The sequence below is a fragment of the Nostoc sp. DedSLP04 genome (genome assembly GCF_034530775.1).
In the GTDB taxonomy this organism is placed as follows: Bacteria; Cyanobacteriota; Cyanobacteriia; order Cyanobacteriales; family Nostocaceae; genus Nostoc.
In genome coordinates this window covers 69,725-93,942 of record NZ_JAVRCL010000013.1, presented here as the reverse complement: position 1 = coordinate 93,942, position 24,218 = coordinate 69,725, and the positions used below count along the sequence as shown (strand labels likewise).

17 protein-coding genes are annotated in these 24,218 nt (G+C 43.0%); 9 read left to right on the top strand and 8 right to left on the bottom strand.

The window, feature by feature from the left end; translation table 11 throughout:
• Together RMX89_RS10410 and RMX89_RS10405 are read left to right on the top strand one after the other, a co-directional pair.
• On the top strand, positions 1-541 hold a 541-nt coding region (locus RMX89_RS10410), incomplete at its 5' end, for a WD40 repeat domain-containing protein (RefSeq protein WP_322688875.1).
• Positions 542-935: 394 nt separating this feature from the next.
• Positions 936-1,250: a GIY-YIG nuclease family protein gene (locus tag RMX89_RS10405; RefSeq protein ID WP_322683759.1), complete on the top strand. Its 315-nt coding sequence runs from the start codon at positions 936-938 to the stop codon at positions 1,248-1,250.
• A gap of 387 nt (positions 1,251-1,637) precedes the next feature.
• On the opposite strand, the gene RMX89_RS10400 is transcribed toward RMX89_RS10405, so the two are convergent.
• A complete protein-coding gene (locus tag RMX89_RS10400; protein WP_322688874.1) occupies positions 1,638-1,916 on the bottom strand; it encodes a hypothetical protein in 279 nt (92 codons plus the stop codon).
• 102 nt (positions 1,917-2,018) lie between these two features.
• On the opposite strand from RMX89_RS10400, the gene RMX89_RS10395 reads away from it, so the two are divergent.
• Positions 2,019-2,378, top strand: coding sequence for a hypothetical protein (locus RMX89_RS10395; RefSeq protein WP_322683758.1), 360 nt, complete (start codon positions 2,019-2,021; stop codon positions 2,376-2,378).
• 104 nt (positions 2,379-2,482) lie between these two features.
• On the opposite strand, the gene RMX89_RS10390 is transcribed toward RMX89_RS10395, so the two are convergent.
• From RMX89_RS10390 to RMX89_RS10375, 4 genes are all read right to left on the bottom strand, one after another.
• Complete coding sequence (locus tag RMX89_RS10390; RefSeq protein ID WP_322673830.1) at positions 2,483-3,826, bottom strand: FAD-dependent oxidoreductase; 1,344 nt, start codon at positions 3,824-3,826, stop codon at positions 2,483-2,485.
• A 60-nt stretch (positions 3,827-3,886) separates the two neighbouring features.
• Positions 3,887-5,908 (bottom strand): carotenoid oxygenase family protein, encoded by a 2,022-nt coding sequence (locus tag RMX89_RS10385; RefSeq protein WP_322688873.1) that lies wholly within the window; start codon positions 5,906-5,908, stop codon positions 3,887-3,889.
• 407 nt (positions 5,909-6,315) lie between these two features.
• Positions 6,316-11,676 (bottom strand): AAA family ATPase, encoded by a 5,361-nt coding sequence (locus RMX89_RS10380; RefSeq protein WP_322688872.1) that lies wholly within the window; start codon positions 11,674-11,676, stop codon positions 6,316-6,318.
• 327 nt (positions 11,677-12,003) lie between these two features.
• Complete coding sequence (locus tag RMX89_RS10375; RefSeq protein WP_322683754.1) at positions 12,004-12,384, bottom strand: endonuclease domain-containing protein; 381 nt, start codon at positions 12,382-12,384, stop codon at positions 12,004-12,006.
• Positions 12,385-13,120: 736 nt separating this feature from the next.
• On the opposite strand from RMX89_RS10375, the gene RMX89_RS10370 reads away from it, so the two are divergent.
• The 6 genes from RMX89_RS10370 to RMX89_RS10345 all read left to right on the top strand — a co-directional run bounded on the left by RMX89_RS10370 (position 13,121) and on the right by RMX89_RS10345 (position 19,899).
• Positions 13,121-14,434, top strand: a complete 1,314-nt coding sequence (locus tag RMX89_RS10370; RefSeq protein ID WP_322688871.1) for a Tudor-knot domain-containing protein — start codon at positions 13,121-13,123, stop codon at positions 14,432-14,434.
• A 255-nt stretch (positions 14,435-14,689) separates the two neighbouring features.
• Positions 14,690-15,808: an aminoglycoside phosphotransferase family protein gene (locus RMX89_RS10365; RefSeq protein WP_322673832.1), complete on the top strand. Its 1,119-nt coding sequence runs from the start codon at positions 14,690-14,692 to the stop codon at positions 15,806-15,808.
• Positions 15,805-16,344: a DOMON-like domain-containing protein gene (locus tag RMX89_RS10360; RefSeq protein ID WP_322673824.1), complete on the top strand. Its 540-nt coding sequence runs from the start codon at positions 15,805-15,807 to the stop codon at positions 16,342-16,344. The genes RMX89_RS10365 and RMX89_RS10360 overlap by 4 nt, the downstream gene beginning before the upstream one ends.
• Before the next feature lie 177 nt (positions 16,345-16,521).
• Complete coding sequence (locus RMX89_RS10355; protein WP_322683749.1) at positions 16,522-16,905, top strand: hypothetical protein; 384 nt, start codon at positions 16,522-16,524, stop codon at positions 16,903-16,905.
• Positions 16,906-17,469: 564 nt separating this feature from the next.
• Entirely contained in the window at positions 17,470-18,474 is a 1,005-nt protein-coding gene (locus RMX89_RS10350) for an SDR family oxidoreductase (RefSeq protein ID WP_322688870.1), read from the top strand.
• A 231-nt stretch (positions 18,475-18,705) separates the two neighbouring features.
• Complete coding sequence (locus RMX89_RS10345) at positions 18,706-19,899, top strand: MFS transporter (RefSeq protein ID WP_322688869.1); 1,194 nt, start codon at positions 18,706-18,708, stop codon at positions 19,897-19,899.
• Between the two features lie 232 nt (positions 19,900-20,131).
• Here the strand turns inward: RMX89_RS10345 and RMX89_RS10340 are convergent, their stop codons facing one another.
• The 3 genes from RMX89_RS10340 to RMX89_RS10330 form a co-directional block, all read right to left on the bottom strand.
• Complete coding sequence (locus tag RMX89_RS10340; RefSeq protein ID WP_322688868.1) at positions 20,132-21,121, bottom strand: adenosine kinase; 990 nt, start codon at positions 21,119-21,121, stop codon at positions 20,132-20,134.
• 151 nt (positions 21,122-21,272) lie between these two features.
• Complete coding sequence (locus RMX89_RS10335) at positions 21,273-22,922, bottom strand: GMC family oxidoreductase (protein WP_322688867.1); 1,650 nt, start codon at positions 22,920-22,922, stop codon at positions 21,273-21,275.
• A gap of 137 nt (positions 22,923-23,059) precedes the next feature.
• Complete coding sequence (locus RMX89_RS10330; RefSeq protein ID WP_322688866.1) at positions 23,060-24,193, bottom strand: glycosyltransferase family 4 protein; 1,134 nt, start codon at positions 24,191-24,193, stop codon at positions 23,060-23,062.
• Between the last annotated feature and the right edge of the window lie 25 nt (positions 24,194-24,218).

The following is a 24,218-nucleotide window of genomic DNA, read 5'->3' as shown; positions in this document are numbered from 1 at the left end:
ACTCTGGAATGCGGCTACAGGTAAAGAAATTACTACCCTTAAAGGGCATAGCAATTGGGTCAATAGTGTAGCATTCAGCCCCGATGGCAAGACCATTGCTTCTGCGAGTGCTGACAATACCGTCAAACTCTGGAATGCGGCTACAGGTAAAGAAATTACTACCCTTAAAGGGCATAGCAATTGGGTCAATAGTGTAGCATTCAGCCCCGATGGCAAGACCATTGCTTCTGCGAGTGCTGACAATACCGTCAAACTCTGGAATGCGGCTACAGGTAAAGAAATTACTACCCTTAAAGGGCATAGCAATCCGGTCAATAGTGTAGCATTCAGCCCCGATGGCAAAACCATTGCTTCTGCTAGTTCTGACAATACTGTCAAGCTCTGGAATATGTACCCAAATCACCTTAAGAATTTAATAATTTCTGGTAGTTTCAACGATCTGATGAGCTACAGTTGCGATTGGCTACGGGTTTATTTACAATCAAATCCCAATGTGAGCGATCGCACTCTCTGCGATGGCATTCCTACCAAGAGCAATTAGCTTTGCAGCCAGAAATCAATTACTGATACTGCGATCTACACTTGCGGAAAACTTTCAAAGCGATCGCTTCTAAAACTCAAACAATACACTTTTTAAAATAGGCGATCGCTTCACTGGTATTTGCGGCTGCTCCCTTCGACTTACTTCGACTACGCTCAGTACAAGTCGCTCAGGGAGCGTTCTTGTGGCTCAGGGAGCGTTCTTTATAACGAGAAAGCGATCGCATAAATTAGCTTATGGCTTATATCTACATTACTTGTATTTGCTGACCTAAAATTGGCTACTGTTCAAGTTTTACAAGAATTATAAAAATTCAGCAGGGGAGTGTTCCCTGAGCGAAGTGTTCCCTTCGACTTCGCTCAGGGAACACTAAAGCGATCGCGCAAATCAACTTATGGCTTATATCTACATTCTTGAATGTGCTGATGGTAGTTACTACACAGGTAGTACAACGGATCTTGAGCGGCGGCTGTGGCAACATCAACAAGGTGAGGGCGCAAACCACACGGCAAAACGGTTGCCTGTGAAGCTAGTTTTTTGCGAGTATTATGAGTCTGTGGTGGATGCTTTTGAACGTGAGAAACAAGTGCAAGGTTGGAGTCGAAAAAAGAAGCAAGCTCTAATTTCAGGAAATACAAATTTGTTGCATAAGTTAGCCGAATGCCAAAATGAAACTCATTACAGTAGGTTGGCTAGCTTTGACACTTAGACAATTTGACAAGTTCCCTTCAATAAAGGCGTTCCCTGACTTGTGCCGAGCGGAGCCGAGGTAGCGAAGTCGAAGGCGTTCCCTGACTTGTGCCGAGCGGAGCCGAGGTAGCGAAGTCGAAGGGAACTTGTCGAAAGACGGTGCAGTGCATTGCTTCGCTCAACCATCACAAGAACCCTCCCTGACACAAAAACGCTCCCTTTGATTTCCTTCAGATCCCTTCGGCTTCTCTACGAGACGCTACGCGAACGCTCAGGACAAGCCGCTCAGGGAGCAGATCGGGTATAAAAGATTTAAATACACAAAAACTCTCACTAAGATAAAACTATTGCTCCCTTCGACTTACTTCGACTACGCTCAGTACAAGTCGCTCAGGGAACAATAGTTTTATGTTGTAGCAGCTTCCGCTTTGCTTGCAGCAACTTCTGCTTTAACGTTTCCGCGTTTCGCGCAAGCTGTAGCAACTTCTGCTTTAACGTTTCCGTGTTTCGCGCAAGCTGTAGCAACTTCTGCTTTAACGTTTCCGCGTTTTGCGCAAGCTGTAGCAACTTCTGCTTTAACGTTTCCGTGTTTTGCGCAAGCTGTAGCAGCTTCCGCTTTGATGTTAAACCAATTCGCAATTGGTAATTCAAAATTCGTAATTACGAATTGGTATAAAGCAAACAAATTTTAGGCTTTTTCAGAAAAATCAACAATTCCACGTATGGCAACCTCTTCAACAAATGTCCACTATAGAGTTATGAGAAATTGAGAAAATGAGTATTAATTATGGGAAGGCGAAAACGCAATTCACGTACTCTTGGCAAAGCTGAACTACGTCTAGCAAGCGTTAAATCTATTAGTCAAACTCTCGATGTCGGAGAGGGGTTAACAGTCAAAGATTATAATGAGAAAATCGAAAGGGTGCGGCAATCTCTAGAAGCATACAATACCACTCTCTCTACTATCGATGTCTTACTAACCCAGCTCGTCGAAAACGAACAAGAATTAGCAGACTATTCTGAGAAAATTTTGCGTGGTATTGCTTATAAATATGGTAATAATAGCCACGAATATCAGATGGCTGGAGGTACTCGGAAAAGCGAGCGCAAGCGTGCTGTGCGTCAAAGCGTGGTTTTGCCGACGTAAGTAGGCACGATTAAACGCGATCGCATACATCATCAACCAAAATTACTGATTTGGCTTTGTCTGAGGTGCGATCGCCATTGGATTATTCTTGGATCTTTTCTGGGCTAAAAGTTCTTCTCGACTAAACTTTTTGAATACTCGACAATTGTTTCTATCAATTCAAAATTCAATAAGCCTCCCACGTAAAAGGTCTTGCGTTGACCTTGCAGGGCTTCTAAGCGATCGTAAAATCCCGCTTGCATGGCCTCTGAAGTAACGTGAGGAAAGTAAGGCCACTTATCGTAGGTGTAGTAATCATCATCTACCTGCACTCCCAAATTCTCTAATGTCTTTTGAATCCCTTGGAGAACATCTGTTTTAGTGATTTTTCCCTCACGATCTAAGCGAGTGTAAAAGGCAATCAGGTCATTGTCAGCAAACTGTTGAGCGATAAACCAGGGATTCCCCACTGCATTTAAGGGAATGACATTAGTTACTGGGGTTGGCATTTTCAGTTCGGGAATTAGATAAGTAATCAAACTGTAGGGATTGAGAATTATCTGCTCAAATAGGTCTTTCTCTGCTGGCGACAAATCGAGAAAAGTGTTGAGAACATTCAACGTCAACGGACAAGCTAAAACCAGATAGTCAAATTCTAAAACTTCTTCATGGGTAACAATCTTGTCAAGAATCTGCTCTTGCTCGGTGAACCGCACTCGTGTAATTGCTCCACGCTTGATTTCTTTGATGTCAATATTCAAGCGCACATTTATTCCCCAAGCAACACGCTCCCAGAAGCGTTGGAAACCATCAATAAACCGTTTAGGCCAACCGCAGCGTATATCTGCACCGTAAGTAACTAAAGTCCCAAAGGTTTCTAGGGTCATGTATTTTAAAGCATAGACGGTGGGGATTTCGTTTAAATAGCCATAGCCCATCGCGGTAATCGGAATTTCAAACAAAGTTGCTAGACATGACAAATCTTTCTGTGCTAACCACTGGGAAAAAGGTTGAGTCAGTTCGGGATGTTGACTGATACCGGCAAACCCAGGAACGGAAATAATTGGCTCTAAGCAAAGACGCTCCCAGCAAAAGCGCCCAACGGCTGCCAAAAACGTTACTCGATCGGTTCCCTCGGTAACGGCATTCATAATTGAGGTGTAGGCAGGTTGTCCCGGTTGAGATTTAAAAGGGTTGTAGACTTGCCCTGGGCCTTCACTGTAAAGTTGAGCGCCGACTTCTTCAGCGATTTTTAGGACTTCTTTGTAGGCAGGGGTGAGATAATTTGCTCCCAAATCAAAGGAACGGGAATTGTAGGTAATAGAATAACACAATCCCCCTACCCGTCCAGCTTTTTCTAAGACAAGTACGTTGCGGTAGCCTTGCTTTTTCAAAAAGTAAGCCGTAGATAATCCGGCTGCTCCCGCCCCAACAATACAAATTCGTGCATCTTTAGAAATTTTAGCCATACACTGTTGATTTTTTAGTAGTAATGTGCGCTGATGAGAATTTTGCGATCGCAATGTCTTCTACTGAAAATGCGGATAAACTGCTTCTGTGAATAATTGCCGAATGGCTGGCTGCTTAAGTAACGATTCATAATCCTGTCGCACGGGGATATCGTAACTAGCAGTGCGAGGTGCGATCGCAGATAACCAAGCAGTGTGCATTGTGAAGCCAAAATCCAGTTGGGGATGGCTCAATTTGCATATAGGGCCAGCCTCTAATCGATCGGCTTGGAAGATCCAAATTTCGTTGTTATTTCCCCCAAATACCGTACAGACAATATAGCCATCTGTAGAACTGCCATTGCTGTTCAATCTCGGTACAAACTGGGGCGAACTGATGAAATAACCGGGGGGCGCATCATAAAAATCTGCTACCTCCATTTTGATTGTATCGACCCGAAACAAAGAAGAAGGGCGATTGTGGAATGCTTCTTGTCGTTCCAGTAATTCTTTTAGTGGGACAGCCCGATAGGGATAGTCTTCGTACAAGTTGTAAATAAACTCAGTCAGCAGTTCTGGCCAAAAACCGAGAGATTGCCAATAAATATTATCAATTCGTTGAGGAGGCAATCCAGAGGCCAGCTTTTCTTGACAAGCATAGAACCCTATACCCCAATGACGGCGGGTATCGTAAATTACTTTGGCATCTCGAATCTGACCTGTCTCGCCATCTATTTGATAGCGACCCAAACGACCCACATCCATTTGCCCATTAGATAACATTCCTCCCAACCACAGAGGCGCAGATTTGGGAGCGTCAAATTTTGAGATATCATACTTGCGAACCCATTCGGCAATATCTGTGGCGCAGAGATGGGCTGTATGCATTGTGATTTGACCGTCAGGGTTTTCGTAATCGGTCAAAAAATGCACTGTTTCTAAAGGAATTACAGCTGGGCGGACTACCACAGTAGTCACATCTGGCTTCAAGTCAGCCCGACGCACGATGTAAATGGGGGAATTGGGCTGCTGCGATCGCGTCAACAATCGTCGCAGTAAGCGCTCAGTTTCCAAACTATCGGGAACTGGGTTATTGAGGATTTGTTCTGGGCCAATCTTCAAGGAGGTGTCCATTACCACCACGTAATCTTTGGTAACTGCCAACTGATGGATGCTTTGTTCAATTCGCACCGGGGAACCATCCGGCAGTATCAACTCCCACTGCTGGAGTTTACCGACACCATCCCATCGCATCAGATGAACAAAATCTGGCATAGCAGTTCCTAACAATTTCTCAATCCAGCCAATCAATAGTTGCGAGAAACTTTGAGAAAACTTCGAGAACATTCCCAAGGGAATCTGCAAAGGATTGTTCTCTAAAAGTTTAGCGATCGCACTTAGCAATTGCTGTAGTTCTTGGGGCAGTTGTTCGAGGTCATAAATGAAACGCGCACTTTCAAGAAAATTACTCAGCGATCGCCCATAGTTAACTAAGAAAACTTCGTTGGTATAACCATCAAAGGCTGGGTGAGACGTACTCAACACAGGCGGGAAAGGATAGGGCAAAGGTAGAAACGATTTCCACTCAGTATTACCTCCCACTGGGGTAACAACTTCTAAGCTATTGGTATCAATTTCGTAGGGACGACCAGCGTCATAAGTAATCATTAATCGCTCTTGGCTGTCTTTAGCCGTATTAAAGGCGAGAAAGGCAATATCCACCTCATCTCGCAAGCCCAAGGAAGGGGAGAAGCGCAACAACCCGCGATCGCGAAATTGATGAGAGCGATAGGCAAGATTGTTAAAAGTTGCCCGATCTGCATAATAGCAAGGTGTACGTGCCAGTTTCGTTTTGACAGTCACCTGTCCACCTTGCCAGTCAAAGCGGTAAATCATCCCATCACCGTTAAAAATGTGGGTTGCATTTGGATTGGGTAAGCCCCCAGAGGCAACACTACCTACAGGCGCAATAATAAACGTATGTCCTGATAAATCTGCCGGTACATCTCCATAGATGACATTCATCGGTAAATTCGATATTTCCTGACGGCTGGCAGTCATTGCTGCCTCTGGAAATCGGGGTTCGGTAATTTTAGGATTCATTAATTGATACCCTGGTATTGCACTCTAATTTGGTGTTTTGCCTCAGGTATAACACTAGGTTTTAATTTAAAAGTTGAGTTTTTGCTCTCAAATGTCCAAACATCAGCTTTTTCAGGATTTTTGAATCCAACTATGAAGAGTGCTGAGTTGAAAGACCGCTTACAACGGGCTACCGTGTATACACAAGTCTGAAATAGCTGATAAATAACAGTTTTACCCCACCCTAACCCTCCCCTTGCAAAGGGGAGGGAACTAGATTTCCGGTTTCCCCTAGCCGTCTTTCTTGAATAGACGAGTATGTAAGTACTTGCAAAGGGGAGGGAACTAGATTTCCGGTTTCCCCCCTTTACAAGGGGGGATTAAGGGGGGTAATTCTTAATTTAATCAGCACTCAGTATGTAAATACCTTAAAATTTAACTGCGTCAGTAAAAATTGATGCTATTTCTTTTCCTGACTGACAGCGCTCAAGATACATCTGCGCGACTTGATCCCACGGGTTTTGCTGCAAACAATCTTGAAAATACCCGGCTGCTGCGGCAAATTGTTGTTGTTCGTAACACGCTAATGCTGACGCAAATATCTCCAAAGTCGCTGTTTTACCTGCACTAACTTTTGCGGGATCGGCTGCAAACACTTCATGAACAGTCACAGCATTCGTTTTACCCTTCACCTTTACCTGACCAACTACACGAATACCATAGCGATCGCGATTTTGTAACCGTTCAAAAGTTTGGTCGGTAATTAAAAGTGGGGCGTTGAATGTTTTGGTCAATCCTTCGATTCGCGCTGCGAGATTAACCGCATCACTAATCACTGTGCTATCCATGCGATTCAACCCGCCGACTGTCCCTAAAATGAGCGAACCAGTATTAATCCCAATGCCAATTTGAATTGGTGAGTAGCCCTTGGTTTGGCGCTTTTCGTTGTAGGTTATTAATGTCTGCAACATGGCAATTCCCGCCTGTACGGCATCATCGGCATCTCCGGCAAACAAGGCCATGATCGCATCACCAATATATTTGTCGATAAAGCCATTGTTTTCCAGAATGATCGGCTCCATGCGGCTGAGATAGGAGTTGATAAATCGGAAATTTTCGGCGGGAGTCATGCTTTCTGAAAGAGTGGTGAAGGCGCGAATGTCGGTAAATAAGACTGACATTTCTCGCTGCACCTGATCGCCTAATTGCACATCTATAATGCTTTGCTTGTTGAGAAATTGCAAAAATTGGCGAGGGACAAAGCGCTCATAAGCTTTGTTGAGTGCGGCTAAATCGGTATACAAACGGGCATTTTCAATGGAAATAGCTGCTTGTGCTGAAAGCAGATTGAGCAATTCCAAGCGATCTGGGGTAAATGCTCCGGTTGTCAAGTTATTTTCTAAATAGACAATTCCTGCTAACTTTCCTTGGTTAATTAAAGCAGTACACAGAATCGATCGCGGTTGGTATTGGCGAATGTAAGGGTCTTTAATAAATTCCCCAATTCCCACTGCTTCGTTGATGGCATCGTTTAGGACTACATTAATTTTAGTGCGAATGACATAGTTAACGATCGCAGTCGAAAGAATTTGGTTATCTTCAATACTGAGTGATTCCAATACCTGAATCGTATTCTCACCAACGGTTCCCTGAGCTTCAATCAAAAACTTGCCTTTGGTTGACAACAGCAAAAATCCCCGTTGCGCCCCGGCATTTTCTATTAAAATCCGCATTAAGTTAGATAAAAGTTTATCTAGCTGAATTTCTTCGGATAGGGTTTGAGAAGCTTTGATGACTGTCACCAAATCCAATGATTCGGAGCGGCTGGTACTTGTGAAACCTGTCGGGCTAGAAGTAGTGGTTGATAAAGTTGAGTTAACAGCTTTTTCGAGAATGCGCGTTAAGATTTGGGGATACTTGGCTTCTAAATCTTTTACCTTGGCGATCGCTCCCCACTGCAAATAAAGATAGCGGGCTTCTTGCAGATATACTTGGGCAATCTTGGATTTGTTCTGGGCGAGGTAAAATTTGGCAGTTAATTCATTGGCGAGAGCCGCTTCATTAAAATATTGGTTTGATTGGGCTAAGGCAATGGCGCGATCGTAACAAGCGATCGCCTGACTAGATTCTCCATGCACCCGATGCCATTCTGCTTCTACCAGCGCTAATTTATGGCTATAGTTGACAGGAGAAAATTTTGCCCAGACTTGCAATTTTTTCCGGTTTGCAGCTACTCGCTGAAGTAACTTTTGACGTTCTGCTGCACTGACAACAGAAGCTAAAGCTAGTCGCCCTAAAGAGTCATAAAAGTGGAACCATCCGACAATATATAAAGCCACAACCGCATCTAAATAAGGAATTGCTAAATCAGCATTCTTAACGGCTGTAGCATAATCTTCAAACCAATAATTCAGCGTTAATTGATTAGTATAAATATAAAAAATAGCTGTGCGATAGTTACTCTCGATATGCTGGGCTAACATCGCCGTTGCATCATAAAATTCACCCATCAACTGACAGGGATTAGCATTTTTTCCCTGTAAATTAGCAACTACTTGGCGATAAAGTTGAATGAGAACAAATATCGGTTTTTTCTTAAACAGTTGAATTGCATCTGCGTAGATAGCTAAACATTCATCTAATTCAGCCAGATTTTGACCAGTAAAATAGCAATGCATAGAGGATGTATTGGCACAAAAGGCAGCGTATTCGGTATCACCCGTATCGCGCCCAATTTGAAATCCTGCTTGCAGTGAAGGAATAGTATTTTGGAGTGGTTCTTGCCAATGGCGAACAAAGGAATTAACTACAAATAAAGTTCTCGCTTGCAGGTGCTTGGCATTGAAGCGGTCTAGTACTTGCAAGGCTAATTCACCAAATTTATATCCCCCTTGCAAATCCCCAACAACGCCACAGAGAATCAAGCCATAAGTAGCGTAGGCAAAAGCTGATTCCGCCGCATTGCCGTATTTGGCGGATATTTCCACCTGTTTAAAGACCGTCAAGGGAAAAACATTCGGGGCTGCTAGGTAGGTTGCGGAGGCAATACTTGCCAGGATGCGAATTGCCGCTAATTTTCTGGGATGGGTGAGTTTTGGTAAGTCAACTAAGGTGTCTACCTGCTTACCTGCCAAAGCAAGTTTAGTTTTTAACAATCCCAGCATAATTTGCGGTTGACCGGGGTTGCTAGCTAAGGGAATGCCCAACAGTTGCAGAACTTGCAGACCGAGTTGAGAAGCAGCTAAGAGTCGATCGCGGGCGATCGCAGCTTGAATTTTAATGGCATAAACCTGCACCTGATCGACTGTGCTGCGGGTCTTTTCCAGCACTTTATCTGTGAGTGCATCCATGCACTCAAAGTCCCCACCCAGATAAGCAGCTTCGGCGGCGGCGGTGTGCAATGCCAAAGCTAGCTGATACTGCTGCCGCCAACAACTAGCTGCTAGACTGTTAATCCCCATTGTCAGATAATCTAAGGCTGGCTGATAGGCGGCTGAGGCTTTGGCTTTGTTACCTGCTGTTAAGTTCAACTGAGCTAGTTTTTGGCGCTGTTGAGGGTCTGTAATCAGGTTGATGCCGAAATTCAGTTGGTTAACAATGTCAAAAATTTTTTCTTCTTGCTTTTGGGGAGTAATGCCTTGTAATAACAGTTGCCCAATCTGCAAGTGTACTGCCTGTTTTTGGTCAGTAGAAATCAGTGAATAAGCTGCTTGCTGGACGCGATCGTGCAGGAATTTGTAGACTACATCCAAATTTGTCAACGCTGTTACTTCTAGGTCGGCAACTTGCAAGAGTTGGTAGTTATTGCCTTGTGGTAAAATGAGTCCGGTTTGCACGGCTTCCCAGAGTTGGGCGGCTACATCTGCAAGGGATTTGGAGCTAGCGATCGCCAAAGTATGCAAATCAAAAGAATTGCCAATACAAGCTGCTAATTTTAATGCTTCCTGGGTGGCTACTGGCAGCTTTTGAATTTTCAGCGCCATCAACTCAACGACGTTATCGGTAATCTGGGCTGCTTGGATTTTTGCCAATTGCCACTGCCATTGTCGCTGAGTGAAATTAAACTGGAGTAATTCTTCTGCATACAGCGACTTCAGAAATTCATTCATGAAGAAGGGATTGCCATTAGTCTTCTGCTGAAGCAGTTCTGCTAAAGGAGTAATTTCTGCTAAATCGGCATTGTTGAAGGTATCGCTCAGGAGTTGTTGAATTTCGGGCAATGCTAAAGGCGTTAAGGTGAGTTCCTGAATAGCCACCCCTGCTTGTTCTAAGGATGCGATCGTTGTCCGCAGGGGATGGCTTTTATTGACTTCATTATCGCGATAAGCACCAATCAGCAACAGATATCGACTGTCTGCTTGACTAATTAACAACTGAATCAACTGGAGTGATGCACTATCCGCCCATTGCAGGTCATCCAAGAACATCACTAAAGGATGTTCCTTTTGGGTAAAGACCTTAATGAAGTTTTGCAAGACTAAATTAAACCGAGTTTGCGCTTCCTTGGGCGATAGTTCTACAACAGGTGGCTGCTGACCAATAATCAGTTCCACCTCTGCAATCACTTCGATAATTACTTGACCATTGACACCAAGAGCATTTAATAATTTTTTGCGCCAAATAGTAATTTCTGCTTCACTTGTAGTTAAGAGTTGGCGAATTAAAGCTTGAAAGGCTTGAATTAAAGAACTGTAGGGAATGTTGCGTTGGAACTGGTCAAACTTCCCAGAGATAAAATATCCCCGTTGTTGGGTAATCGGTTTATAAATTTCTTGAACCAAGGCTGATTTGCCAATTCCAGAATAACCTGCAATCAGCATCACTTCGCTTTCACCGTGACTAGCTCGCTCAAAAGCTGCCAGCAAATTTGCCACTTCCGCCTCGCGTCCGTAGAGTTTTTGAGGAATTTGAAATCTACTGGAGTTATCTTGCTGTCCTAGTTTAAATAAGGAAATTTGCCCTGTAGCGTGCAACATCTTTAGGCATTGCTCTAAATCTGCCTGTAATCCAAAAGCACTTTGATAACGCGTTTCGGCAGTCTTTTCCAGCAACTTCATTACAATTTGCGAAAGCGCTGGCGGAATTTGAGGATTGATGCGATCGGGCGGAATCGGTTGTTTGGCAATATGACTGTGAACCAGTTCCACAGGATCGTCGCTAATAAAAGGTAAATGCTGTGTCAACAGTTCGTAGAAAGTGACTCCCAAAGAGTAAAAATCGGTGCGATAATCAATCGAGCGATTCATTCGTCCTGTTTGTTCGGGAGAAATATAAGCGAGAGTCCCTTCTAAAACATTCAGATTTCGCAACGTGGGATTTTCCCGCGACAGCAAAGTAGCAATGCCAAAGTCAATTATTTTCGTTTGTTGAGTCGTGGGATTGAGAAGAATATTGGCAGGATTAATGTCTTTATGAATAATTTGTTGCTGATGAATTTCTTCTAAAGCTGCCGCTACTTGTATAGCCAATTGCAAAAAATTCTCTAGCGGTAGAGGCGATTGATTGAGTAACTCACGCAGAGGTTGTCCCCCAAAATCCTCTAAAACTAAGACTAAGGTGTTTTGATACTTTTTCAAGTCATAAGCTTGGATAATTCCCGGCGCTTGAGCGCGGCGCGTGAGATCGTATTCAAGTTTAAACCGAGCGATCGCTTCTGGGGATGGGTATTCTTGCCACAGAACTTTCAGTACTACTGGTTGTCGATCTAACTCTCGATATCCCTGATAAACCTGAGAATTAGGGCTTGCGTGCAGTTCTGTCAGGACTTTATACCCTTCCAGTGCGATCATAGATTACTTAAGCGTTTGCTGTATTGTTAGAGCCTATTCAGTATAAATTACTCACCTTGCAAGTGAACAGAGATTAGCCGAATGCTACAGTTTATAGACTGTGAGTAGATTGGAGGAAAGCGATCGCACACATCACCAATCAAAATTACTTATTTGATTTGATTTGAGATGGGATGGTAATTCGTCCAACTAGTGCTACTGCAATTAAATTACCCTCCGATGCATTGGCTAAGGTGTACACATAAGTCAAATTACCCCCCTTAGTCCCCCCGATGCATTGGGGGGAAAAAAGAAATCTAGTTCCCTCCCCAATACATACGGGGAGGGTTAGGGTGGGGTATTTTTCCGCAATTGACAAACCGTTTGTGCAATCATTGCGATCGCACCTTCCAACTCTTGATAAACCTGTTGATTTGTAAACCTCAAAAAACAAGTGCCTTTAGATTCAAGAAAACATTGTCGTTCATAATCATAAACCTGCGCTCCTTCTTGAAAATGGCTATCACCATCAATTTCTATAGCAAGTTTTAATTCAGGACAATAAAAATCTACAACAAATACATCAATACTGTACTGTCTACGAAATTTGCAACCATCAATTTGCCGATTTTTCAACCTTTCCCACACAATCTTTTCAGCAGATGGCATATTATTACGGAGCGATCGTCTTTTTTCTTTCTCTGAGGTTTTGTTATAAAGCTCTGTCATAACATCTTGATTTTTGGTAATTCCAAATTACCTCCCTTAATCTCTCATTGCAAAGGGGAGAAACTAGGAATACAATTCCCTCCTCCTAGCAAAGTTGAAATTACCCCCCTCAATCCCCCCTTGCAAAGGGGGGAAGCCGGAAATCTAGTTCTCTCCCCTTTGCAAGTTTATGCCAAACAATATTTGCAATAATCTTTCAAGGGGAAGCCGAAAATCTAGTTCCCTCCCCTTTGCAAGTTTATGCCAAACAATATTTGCAATAATCTTTCAAGGGGAAGCCGAAAATCTAGTTCCCTCCCCTTTGCAAGGGGAGGGCTAGGGTGGGGTATTTTTAATGCTCTGTTAAATAACAACATATTACTGAGCAAAGATAAAAATATTCTTCCCTGTAGCGACTACCGTCTTCCCTATAGCGACTACCGGCTTCCCTGTAGCGACTACCGCCTTCCCTGTAACGACTACCGTCTTCCCTGTAGCGACTACCGTCTTCCCTGTAGTGACTACCGCCTTCCCTGTAGTGACTTCCGGCTTCCCTGTAGCGACTACCGTCTTCCCTGTAGCGACTACCGGCTCGATCGCCTATGCAATATCTTGAGGTGTAGCGTCTGTTACTAACATCGTTATTTTTTGATCGGGTTGGGGAACTCTATAAATACGTTTCAGTAATTGGCCAACGCTAGATGTAGGCTGCTCTGAACCGTATTGTAACGATATCTGGAGTTTTGAGGATCGGCTGATGGATAAATCGATTATTCAGTTGGTTGACGAGTTACCGACTGACAATATTACTGTCAAAGTTTTAAAGGCTCTTGATTATGTAGCTCCAGGTGAATGGAGCAATTTGACGGGGTTTGACAATAATATTCGCGCCATTACAGGAGTTACCGATGCTAAGGTAATTCAGAAAATCCGCGATCGCGCTGCTAGTTTATACATAGATCCTCAACAAGGCTACCAGTTTGCCATCAAACTTTATCAAACAATTGATAAGGCAGACACAGCGATGGCGGCGGCGGCTTTAGCGAATAAAGTTAGTGAAAAAATCGGCTTTCTCTCTTTTTTAGGCAAAGTTACTCCCAAAGCCGATGTCACTCAATCCATTGACTTGGTATTGAAAATCGCCGTCGAAATCATTGCCTTTTGCAAACTAAACGGCATTCCTCAACCAAATCCTCAAGAGTTTGCTAATTCCCTAACTAACAACTATCAAAATGCATCCCTAATGCGGATGGTAGCTTTAGTTTGTCTAGATGGAATTCTGCCCTTGGGCCCTGACTTTCTCAGCAAAATTCACGGAGTTATTAGTGGTACTGATGCTAGTGCAATAACTCAAAATCCGGTTTTCTTAGCCGTTAATAACTTTCTTCCAGGCAATAATCCTTCTGATAAAGTTGGTTTTATCAGCCAGGGTTTCAACTCTGTGCAAGGCTGGATGAATAATTTAGTATCCAAGACGGGCATAACCCCGCAATCAATTTCTAGTAATTTGGGTAATTTTATTCAGATTGCTGATGATAATTTAGATTTAGTTGCAGCATTCCTAGATCAAACTACCAATTACTACGAGCATACAGGAATTCAAACGGTCGCTCGCAGTTTGATTTTGCAAGCATACACTCTAGTAAAAGAGGAAATCAAACAAGAAGAACAAAAGCCGATTCAAGATGTTTCATCTGCCGTTAAATCAGATAAATCAGATCGGAATCAGTATGAAGTCAGCAAAACTGTAGAAGTCTGGGATGATGATGAGGAAGATTGGTATCAGGGAACAATTGAGAAAATCCAAGATGACCAGTTCTTTATTCATTACCTTGGTTACGGTTCATCTTATGACGAGTGGGTAGGCGAAGATGACATTCGGACTCGCGATCTTCGCTCCACTGATGAAAATGGATATGCAGTAGGTCAAAAGGTAAAATGTTGGGATGATGACCAAGAGGCTTGGTATTCCGCAACGATTCAGCAAATCCAAGGCCAGCAATACTATCTTCACTACGCTGGTTATGACTCATCTTATGATGAGTGGGTTGATAGCGATGAGATTTCCTAACTGTTGAATTAACACGGGATTGACGAGAATTGCAATCTGCAACTCCCCGACTTATTTGAAAAGTTGGGGAGCTTGTTTTTCACGAATGGATTCAGAATTGCTCTAGTACTTTTAAAAATTCATAATTGACATCTCGTTAATCAATTACGAATTACGAATTACGAATTACGAATTACAAATTATCTTGACACTTGCGCTACGATATCCCCTATTGCTTTCGTGCAATGTACGTGAGGAGTAGTAGAGATGAAACAGATGATAGAACAATTCAATACACAGGATACCCGAAATCTAGAGGCGATCGCTAACCAATTCGCCCCACTGGGGAAGGTTACAGGCGTGAAAGCATTTGGCAGTGGTAATATAAATGACACCTTTTTAGCAACTCTCGATTCCTCAAAGGAACAACATTTTGTCCTGCAACGCATTAACACACAGGTGTTTCGTCAGCCACAACTGATTATGCAGAATATGCGTACCTTAACTGAACACGTTCAAAAAAGGTTGCAGGATACACCCCTGAATCGTCGCTGGGAAGTGCCACGCGTACTGTTGACCAAAAACGCTCAAGACCACTGGAGGGATGCAGATGGCTCATTTTGGCGGGCAATCAGCTTTATTCCAGGCTCCCAGTCCTTTGATAGTATGGGCGATCGCTCCCACGCCAAAGAAATCGGTTATGCCTTGGGGATGTTCCACAATCTAATCAGCGATTTGCCAGCAGAAAAACTTGCTGACACCTTGGAAGGGTTTCATATTACACCGTTTTATCTCCAGCATTACGAGGAAGTTTTGCCGAAAACTAGTGCGCCTAAATCTTCGGAAGTTAATTATTGCTTACAGTTTGTTAGCGATCGCCAAGCCTTTGCACATATTCTAGAAAATGCTAAAGCTGAAGGCAAGCTACCCCTGCGTCTGATGCACGGCGATCCAAAAATTAATAACGTGATGTTTGACGTTGTTACCCAGCAAGCCGTTAGCGTCATCGACCTAGACACCGTGAAACCCGGTTTAGTACATTACGATATTGGCGATTGTCTGCGATCGGGTTGCAATCCTGCTGGCGAAGAAACCGAGAATTGGGAAAGTATTTATTTCGATACCGATTTGTGTCAAGAAATCCTCCAAGGTTATCTTGCTGTGGCTAAGGCATTTCTGACCGAGAATGATTATGCATATATCTATGATGCCATTCGTCTAATTACTTTTGAACTAGGACTGAGATTTTTTGCTGATTATTTAGCCGGGAATGTCTACTTTAAAGTTAAGCACCCAGAACATAACTTAGCAAGAGCGATCGTTCAGTTTAAGCTTACCGAAAGTATTGAATCTCAAGAAACGCAGATTCGCAAAATTATCCAAGATATGAAATGAACAAGCAGACATTTTCCCTGCAATCCTTTTCTTCCACCGAGTCTTTTCCTCATTTGAAAATTACAGGCAATATCTCCCGAAATGTTAATCAACTTACTATTTGCTACAACCTTGGAGGTGACTTAAAAGAAATTGCAATTGCTCCAACATCAAATGCACCATCACGCAAGCATAAACTTTGGGAAGATACCTGCTTCGAGTTTTTTCTTGGCATTAAAGATTCTGCACGATATTGGGAATTTAACCTCTCCCCCGCCGGACACTGGAATGTCTATCGCTTTGATGGATATCGTCAAGGGATGCAAGAGGAAACTGCCTTTAAAAAGCTACCATTTAGTGTTCAGAATCAAACCGATGCTTTGGTACTTGCGTTAGATGTCGATTTAGATAAAATCGTCTCGGCAAACCAAGCCATCGAAATTAGCATTACTACCGTTATCAAACACAGAGATGGTGAGGTGACTTACTGGGCGTTAACTCATCGAGGCGCGGAGGCTGACTTTCATCTCCGAGACAGTTTCATCGTTGAGTTGTGAGATGTGGTTACTGTTACCAATATGCCAAAACGAGAAGGCAGCAACAAGTCACCCATTTGGATGAAAGGCAATTCAACCGTTTGGGTGAGTCAATTGTATGAGGTTAATTTCTATAAATAAGAGGAATCTATTAGTAGAAACTATTAATTGCACTTCACTCTACTTAAGGAGTACCTGATGAAATTAACAACATTGATAAATTCTACAGTTATCATTGCCTCTCTTGCCTTCACATCTGGCATTGCTAGCGCTCAAACAGCCAGATCAATAAATACAGCAGTTAATCCTGATGCATTAGGCAGTAATTCTACCAATGTCAGCTATATTCAGCCGTTTAATCTTGTTAATCTTGCTTACCAAGGTGCTTTCAAACAGCAAGGAGTTCCTAGCGGAGGAGTTTTGATTTCTCAAGGTCAGCGCGGAAATATTACTGCAAAAGATTTAGTCAAAGCTGCGATCAAGGCTAAAAAATTACCAGCACAAGTTTTAAATGATCGAACTTACATAAGTGCTGTTAGTTCACAATTGCAAACATTAACCGGGGTATATTATCCTGAATAAGTACAGCTTTGTCTATGGCTATTTTTAAGTTTTTAATTGGATGAAATACAAGTTAACCTTTTCCTTCAAGCATTCCGCGCCAGCTGAAATAACCCCTGTACATCTAAAGTATAGGGGTTTTAGATTAGGGGTCTGCTGAATAATTTTGGTTAACGTGAGTTCGACAGACCTCTCCCTCCCAGTCTCCCTTTAGAACTTCTGCTCCCTGCTCCCTGCTCCCTGCTCCCTGCCTCCTGCTCCCTGCCCCCTGCCCCCTGCCCCCTGCTCCCTGCCCCCTGCTCCCTGCCCCCTGCTCCCTGCCCCCTGCTCCCTGCTCCCTGCCTCCTGCCCCCTGCCCCTCTGCCCCCTGAAATCTACTTCCTGTGGCGCTTTCAGATTCCCCAATAGACAGAGAAATGCAACCGTAATAATAATTAATATATATATGTACTATAAGAGTTATTAAGAAATATTTTTAATAACAACTGATACTAACAAAGCGCCTGAATTACCTATTGAAGCTAAAGTCTTTAACATTCTCGAAGCCAATTCCCAATCCCTAATTTATTTTAAAACGTAACACTTATGCAATTAAAGCCAATCAATCAGCAAGTCGTTTCTGTCGTCGGAGCCTCCAGTGGAATCGGACGTGTCACAGCTCTTGAGTTTGCTAGAGGCGGCGCAAAAGTCGTAGTCTCGGCTCGGAGTGAGTCGAAGCTAAAGTCTTTAGTGGAGGAGATTCGCGGCTTTGGCGGTGAGGCAACTTTTTACGTAGCTGATGTGGAAGTATTTGACCAAGTTAAAGCGATCGCAGATAAAACTGTGGAAGTGTACGGGCGACTCGATACATGGGTACACGTCTCTGCGATCGGCATCTTTGCCACTTTCGACAACATAACACCAGAAGAGTTTAAGCATATCATTGATGTCGATCTTATGGGACAAGTGTATGGTGCAATGGCAGCCCTACCCCATTTGAAGCGTGAGGGACGGGGGGCACTAATTCATGTCTCTTCAATGGAAGGGAAGCGATCGCTCCCCTACCAAAGTGCTTACTCGGCAGCCAAGCACGGAGTCGAGGGCTTTATCGAAGCCATGCGCCTTGAGTTGCAACATGAAAAATGGCCCATCAGCGTCACGAGTGTGAAACCTGCGGTGATCGACACTCCCTTTTGGAATAATGGTCTGACGAAATTAGGCGTAAAGCCTTCGGGGATACCACCTTACTACAACCCTAAACTTGTAGCTGATGCTATCCTCTACGTAGCCGAACATCCAACTCGTGACTACTTAGTTGGGGATGTAGCTAAAATATTAGATGTGGTACAGCGCATCTCACCATCATTAGTAGATTCACTGTTACTGCTCGTTGGCTTCGATTTACTACGTTCTTCTGAGCCAAAATCTGAAGATGCACCAAATAATTTTTACCAACCTGTTGCTGAAGACGACAGAGTTAACGGAGATTATGGTCACTTAGTTATACCTAGCATTTCCGACTGGCTAGAAAAAAATCCGCTTCTTCAGTGGGGTGCGATCGCTGGTACAGCAGCATTAGCGTTCCTAGCAGCTCAAGTATTCAAAGATTAAGGATAAATAAACTTTTCGGAAAATTTGCAATCCATTTTTTACAAGGGTTTGAGAGAAATCATTGCAAACTTTTTAGCAAGATAGTGATGAAATGTTGAGATAATTACTAATAATGCCATTTGGTAGTTATAAAAAGATTTTTCATTATTCATACTTTGCACAACCAGAAGTTTCTTGTAATTAGAGTAAATCTCAGCAGTCAAATTTTCCGATCCAGGAGCATTCCAGCCAATGACAGACTATCAACGCACCTTACCGCCTCTGTGGATAGGTTCGGCGATCGCTTTCTATGCCTTTATTGCCATTGGCATTGCTGAAGCAGGATTAGGAGTTCTTCTGCCCTCGATTCTGTCTACTTATAACCTGACTCCCGCAACCGTCACCCTGCTGTTTCTCAGTCAAATTAGCGGCTACATTCTGGCAGCATTTACCAGCAGTCTGGTGAGTAGTCGGCTAGGGTTAGCGCGAATGCTGTTGATTGCTGCGGGTGCGCTGACGATGGCACTGACAATCTATGCCATCTCACCCTCCTGGTTTCTCATGGTTGCCGCAGGATCGGCGTTGGGATTGGGCATTGGGTTGATTGATGCAGGCATTAACACCTACATTGTGCAAGATTCCCGCAGTGCTAGTTTGATTGGTTTGCTCCATGCTTTCTATGGTATTGGCGCTCTTTCAGGCCCCGCGATCGCTACTACTTTGTTAGCAGTTGGCATGAACTGGCGGCAAGTTTATGGGGTATTAGCCGGGATTGTCAGCCTATTAATTGTGAGCGTGCTGGGCGTTATCATCTTCAACTACACACCAATGACAGTACGGATATTGCCATCAAAGACAACTGCCTTAGAAAATCTAGGCAGAGCGCTGCAAACTCCGATAGTACTACTAACTGGGCTGCTTTTGCTGGTTTATGTTGGCACTGAAGCCTGCATTGGTAACTGGGCATACACTGTGCAGTCTGTCGCTCGTCACACTCCCACGCTGATTGCTGGTTACAGCGTTAGTGCTTACTGGGTGGGATTAACATTGGGACGTTTCATCTTAGGTTATTTCTTGCGATCGCTTGGGGCGGTGCGCACAATCAGTATGTCGCTCAGTCTTGTAATCATTGGATTGCTTGCTTGGTGGCAACTGCCAGATCAATGGATTAGCTTACCGTTGATTGGCTTTGGGTTGGCAGCCATCTTTCCTGCAACCATTTGGTTAATCCCTCAACGATTACCAGATCCCCATGTTCCTGCGGCTGTTAGCATTGCCACTAGTGCTGCCAGTTTGGGCGCAGCGATCATACCCACTGGAGCAGGCTGGGTTGCAAGTTGGACAACTTTAGAAATCATCCCAATGTTGATGCTGCCATTGGCGCTGTTAATGGTGGGCTTACATTGCTGGCTGGTACAACATTCGCTAACTGACTTTTCTCGTTAAGTCTCAAAAAGCTTACCCATATTTGTTACCCAAAGTATCTAATACCCCCCCTAACCCCCCCTTTCCAAGGGGGGGATATAGTCTCTTAAAGCCTCTCTTTATAAGGGGGATATAGTCTCTTAAAGCCTCTCTTTATAAGGGGGAAATAGTTTCTTAAAGCCCCCCTTTATAAGGGGGGTTGGGGGGGTAATGTCAAAATTTAATATGCTATACGATACTTTTCAAACATCCTCTAAGCAATAACTAATGCTTTTAACTCCTCAGTTTTTAATCTTGGCCCATAGGATGTAACAATCTTAGAAGCTGCGGCCGATGCTAATTTTCCGGCTTCTTCATAGCTCATACCTTGGGTAATTCCATAGAGGAAAGCTCCTGCATACATATCTCCTGCTCCTACTGTATCTACAGCTTTTACTTGAGGTGCAGCGATTTCGATTAATTTCTGACCGTCAAATACTACTGAACCTTTGGAACCGCGAGTAATGGCAAATTTCTTACTCAGGGTTTTTAGTTTGTCTACAGCTACTTGAAAATCTTCTGTATCTGCTAGTTCTAATGCTTCACTTTCATTAGCAAAAATCAAGTCTAAACCAGATCCAATGATCTCTAATAAACCATCTTTAAAAAATTTCACCATGTTGTAATCAGATAGGGACATGGTAGTTTTTACTCCCGCTTTTTCAGCTATTTCTCTAGCCTTTATAGCTGCTTCTTTTCCTGTGGGAGAAGCCACTAAATATCCTTCTATATATAGATATTCTGAATCAGCGATCGCTGATGATACTAATTCTTGTGTAGAAAATTCTCCAGTAATTCCCAAAAATGTATTCATGGTGCGATCTGCATCGGGAGTTACTAACACCAAACATTTACCTGTAATTCCTGATTGGCGATCGCCATTTTTTAAGTTGGTATCTACCTGAGAGTTGACTAAATCTTCGATGTAAAAGTCTCCAAATTCATCATTAGCTACTTTGCAGGAATAAAAAGTTTTTCCTCCTAGTTGACTAATTGCCACTATTGTGTTTGCTGCTGACCCTCCACAACTCTTATGGCAATGAAGATTTTTGAGATTTTCCAAAATATGATTTTGACTGTCTTCATCTAGAAGTGTCATTACACCTTTATCAATCTTTAGCTTTTGTAGTAACTCTGGAGATACTTCGTATTCTATATCTACTAAAGCATTACCTACACCATAAACATCATATTTCTTGCCCATTGTTGATCTCCGAGAATAATTTCTATCTGACTTGAACAGAACTGATAATAACAGATAGGCAACTCCTGGTATAGTTGCTTTATACTGGAGTTTAAACTAAAAGCAGGCGATCGCTACATCTAAAACGTGACGATTTTACACAAAGTTATACTTAGTGAGACAATTCAGCTTTCAGATGGTCAGCTAATCGAATTGCCAAGGCGATAATGGTCAGCGTCGGATTAGCATAGCCTCCTGTAGGGAAAACAGAGCTACCTGCCATAAATAAATTAGAGATGCCGTGAACTTGACAATTTGCATCGACTACTCCTTGTTTTGGGTCGTGATGCATACGCGTTGTTCCCATATTATGATGGGTACTAAGAGAAGCAACTGGACGATCTCCATCTAATTCAATCTGCAACTCACCCAGTCCGGCGCTAGCAAACTCTTGTGCAAATACTAACTGCGATCGCTTCACACTGCAAATATCTATTTCGCTCCAATAATTAATTAATTTTGCTTGCGGACAACCCAGTTTATCTAGTTGATTACTGAGTGTCACCCGATTATTTGGATTTGGGGTTTGTTCAGTTTGGCTGAGAACTTCAAACTTTGTATATTTCTGTTCATTACCTTCACGCTCAGACCATCCTCCATGACTTAAATCAGGGAATAAATATTCTTTTTTAAGATTATATTTATACCAATCAGCTACTAAATCATCAATATTCGTAATGACATTTTGCAAATGCTGAAACATATTTTTAGGTAACTGTCTTTGTCGAACTGAAGAGAACAAAATTTTTGCAGAAGCCTTTGCAGCCGATCTATACCTTTCATCTCTGGGATATAACAACGCGGTCATATTTAGTAATTTATCGCGGCGCATTACTTGTTCCGTTAGAGCAAATTTTCCCATGACTGTAACATGATTCACGCGGCGTAAATCATACAAAGCCATCGAATTAAAGATTTTGCGATTTTGGGGAACAAGCAGACCACAACGAATAAATGGATGATCCATGAAGAATCTACCCACTAAATCATGTTGATTGCCTAATCCATTCTTTTGAATTTTGTTTGATAGTAATAACAAACGCGCGTTTTCAATCCCACCTGTGGCTAAAATAAATACTTTTGCAACAACCCAAAATTTATTACCAGATAAACAAGCAACTTGCACGCGCTTCACTGTTTGAGTTGTTTCGTCTGCCTCAATTTCTACCACATTGGCGTTGAGGAATGTAGTTATATTAGGAGATTTATTGATTTGATGGCGATATTCATTGGTGAAAATATCGCGCGGGCCAAACTGAAACATACTGGTAGTAACTCGGTCACTTGTGAAATGTATCCGAGGAGATTGAGCATTTTCCCAAGCCTCAGCTTCATAAGCAAAAGAACCGAGTTTACAGACTGCTTGCGCGCGCTCATAAAATGGATTGAGGTGAGATTTACTAAAAGGCCAGCCACTATATGGAACCCAATCTCGTTTTTCAAAATCTATTGCGTCTAACGGCACGTGCCTCAGACCAAGTTGATTTTTATTAATTTCAATATTCCAGACATTAGCCATTCCACCAAATTGACGATGGCGCATATCTTGTAAGGGTGGAAAAGGATCTCCAACCGTTTCACCTTCACCAAGAGATGCAGTTTCTTGATTAAATTCCAAATCACCACTTTCTAGTAAGCACACTCGAAAGTCTTGCCCAATTAATTCTCTTGCGAGTGTAATTCCTGCTGGGCCAGCACCAACTATACAAACTTCCGTATTGATAATTTCATCTATTGGTAATTTGCGGCTATCAATCAACATTGATTTAGTCCCTTTTGCATAAATATTTTTTATATTGGACAGATGCATAGAGGGTATTAATTACGAAGTATAAATGCGTTTGTAGTAAGGACTTTAGTCCTGAATTTTTAAGCACTAAAGTGCTTACTACAAACCGATCAAAACTTTTGTGATAGAGGGCTAGGCATTGCAGAACGAATTGCACTAATAAAATTTTGGGCATAATTCTGCGTTGAAAAATCGAGGGCGCGTTGTCTAGCAGCTATTCCTGCACTCTGGGCAAATTCTTGCTCGTCAAGATAGCGGAGAATTGCGATCGCTAATTTATCCGCATCGCCGTAAGGTGTTAATAGTCCATTCATCCCATCGGTAATAATCTCTGTCGGCCCGCCTGCACTGCCAGCAATTACAGGTTTACCCAACGCCATCGCCTCAATAATCACAATTCCAAAGGGTTCTTTATCCGATGCATGAACAAATACATCCATTGCTTGCACCCATTCCGGGATATTACGCTGTAGTCCAGCCATAATTACTTGGTCTTTCAAGCCCAAAGCGGTGATTTCGGCTTTCAAGAAGTCCTCATAATCTGGTTCCAAATCGTGCTTACCGCCAACCACTACACAATGAGCATCAGGATACTTCTGTAAAATTTTGGGCATTGCTTGCACCAATACGTGCATTCCCTTCCATCGTTGCAATCGTCCCACAATTCCAATCAAAGGCCCGTGTAAAGGTAAGCCTAATTTTCGCCGTGCTTCTTCAAGAGTTGGTAAAGCATTCGGCTCAAATCGGTCTAATGCGACACCAGGATAAACCAAAGGTGTTGGTCTGTGGGGCCAAATCTCTGCCTGTGCTTGCTTGCCATCTTGAGAAAGAGTGATAATTGCCCGCGCTGGGATTAAAGTTGCGAGTCGCACCAACCAAGTTTTATCGCTAGGTACTTCTAGTTGATACCACACAGCAGGCAACCCTGCCAACATTGCCGCTAAACCTCCTGATATATGCACGATCCACATCCAATTGACAATTATATCTGCACGTTCGCGGCGGGCGATCGCAGCTATCCGCAAAACAGCGCCAATAAAACGGTGGATTTGGCGTAAACGTCCACTTTCTACAACTCGCGCATCAATACCGAGAGACTTTACTTGTTCGACCATCGGGCCGGATTCTAAAAATATCACCAGCCACTCAACACCAGCATTACGTCCCTGCTGCACCAAATCCCAAAGCATCATTTCACCACCGCCTCGTTGCTCGGCCAGTGGCATAACAATAATTACTTTCATAATCTATAAAAGTCCTATTTAAGTG

Coding starts and splice junctions, on each gene's coding strand:
- RMX89_RS10405 (WP_322683759.1), top strand. CDS start 936: ATGGCTTATATCTACATTCTTGAATGTGCTGATGGTAGTTACTACACA.
- RMX89_RS10395 (WP_322683758.1), top strand. CDS start 2,019: ATGGGAAGGCGAAAACGCAATTCACGTACTCTTGGCAAAGCTGAACTA.
- RMX89_RS10390 (WP_322673830.1), bottom strand. CDS start 3,826: ATGGCTAAAATTTCTAAAGATGCACGAATTTGTATTGTTGGGGCGGGA.
- RMX89_RS10385 (WP_322688873.1), bottom strand. CDS start 5,908: ATGAATCCTAAAATTACCGAACCCCGATTTCCAGAGGCAGCAATGACT.
- RMX89_RS10380 (WP_322688872.1), bottom strand. CDS start 11,676: ATGATCGCACTGGAAGGGTATAAAGTCCTGACAGAACTGCACGCAAGC.
- RMX89_RS10375 (WP_322683754.1), bottom strand. CDS start 12,384: ATGACAGAGCTTTATAACAAAACCTCAGAGAAAGAAAAAAGACGATCG.
- RMX89_RS10370 (WP_322688871.1), top strand. CDS start 13,121: ATGGATAAATCGATTATTCAGTTGGTTGACGAGTTACCGACTGACAAT.
- RMX89_RS10365 (WP_322673832.1), top strand. CDS start 14,690: ATGATAGAACAATTCAATACACAGGATACCCGAAATCTAGAGGCGATC.
- RMX89_RS10360 (WP_322673824.1), top strand. CDS start 15,805: ATGAACAAGCAGACATTTTCCCTGCAATCCTTTTCTTCCACCGAGTCT.
- RMX89_RS10355 (WP_322683749.1), top strand. CDS start 16,522: ATGAAATTAACAACATTGATAAATTCTACAGTTATCATTGCCTCTCTT.
- RMX89_RS10350 (WP_322688870.1), top strand. CDS start 17,470: ATGCAATTAAAGCCAATCAATCAGCAAGTCGTTTCTGTCGTCGGAGCC.
- RMX89_RS10345 (WP_322688869.1), top strand. CDS start 18,706: ATGACAGACTATCAACGCACCTTACCGCCTCTGTGGATAGGTTCGGCG.
- RMX89_RS10340 (WP_322688868.1), bottom strand. CDS start 21,121: ATGGGCAAGAAATATGATGTTTATGGTGTAGGTAATGCTTTAGTAGAT.
- RMX89_RS10335 (WP_322688867.1), bottom strand. CDS start 22,922: ATGTTGATTGATAGCCGCAAATTACCAATAGATGAAATTATCAATACG.
- RMX89_RS10330 (WP_322688866.1), bottom strand. CDS start 24,193: ATGAAAGTAATTATTGTTATGCCACTGGCCGAGCAACGAGGCGGTGGT.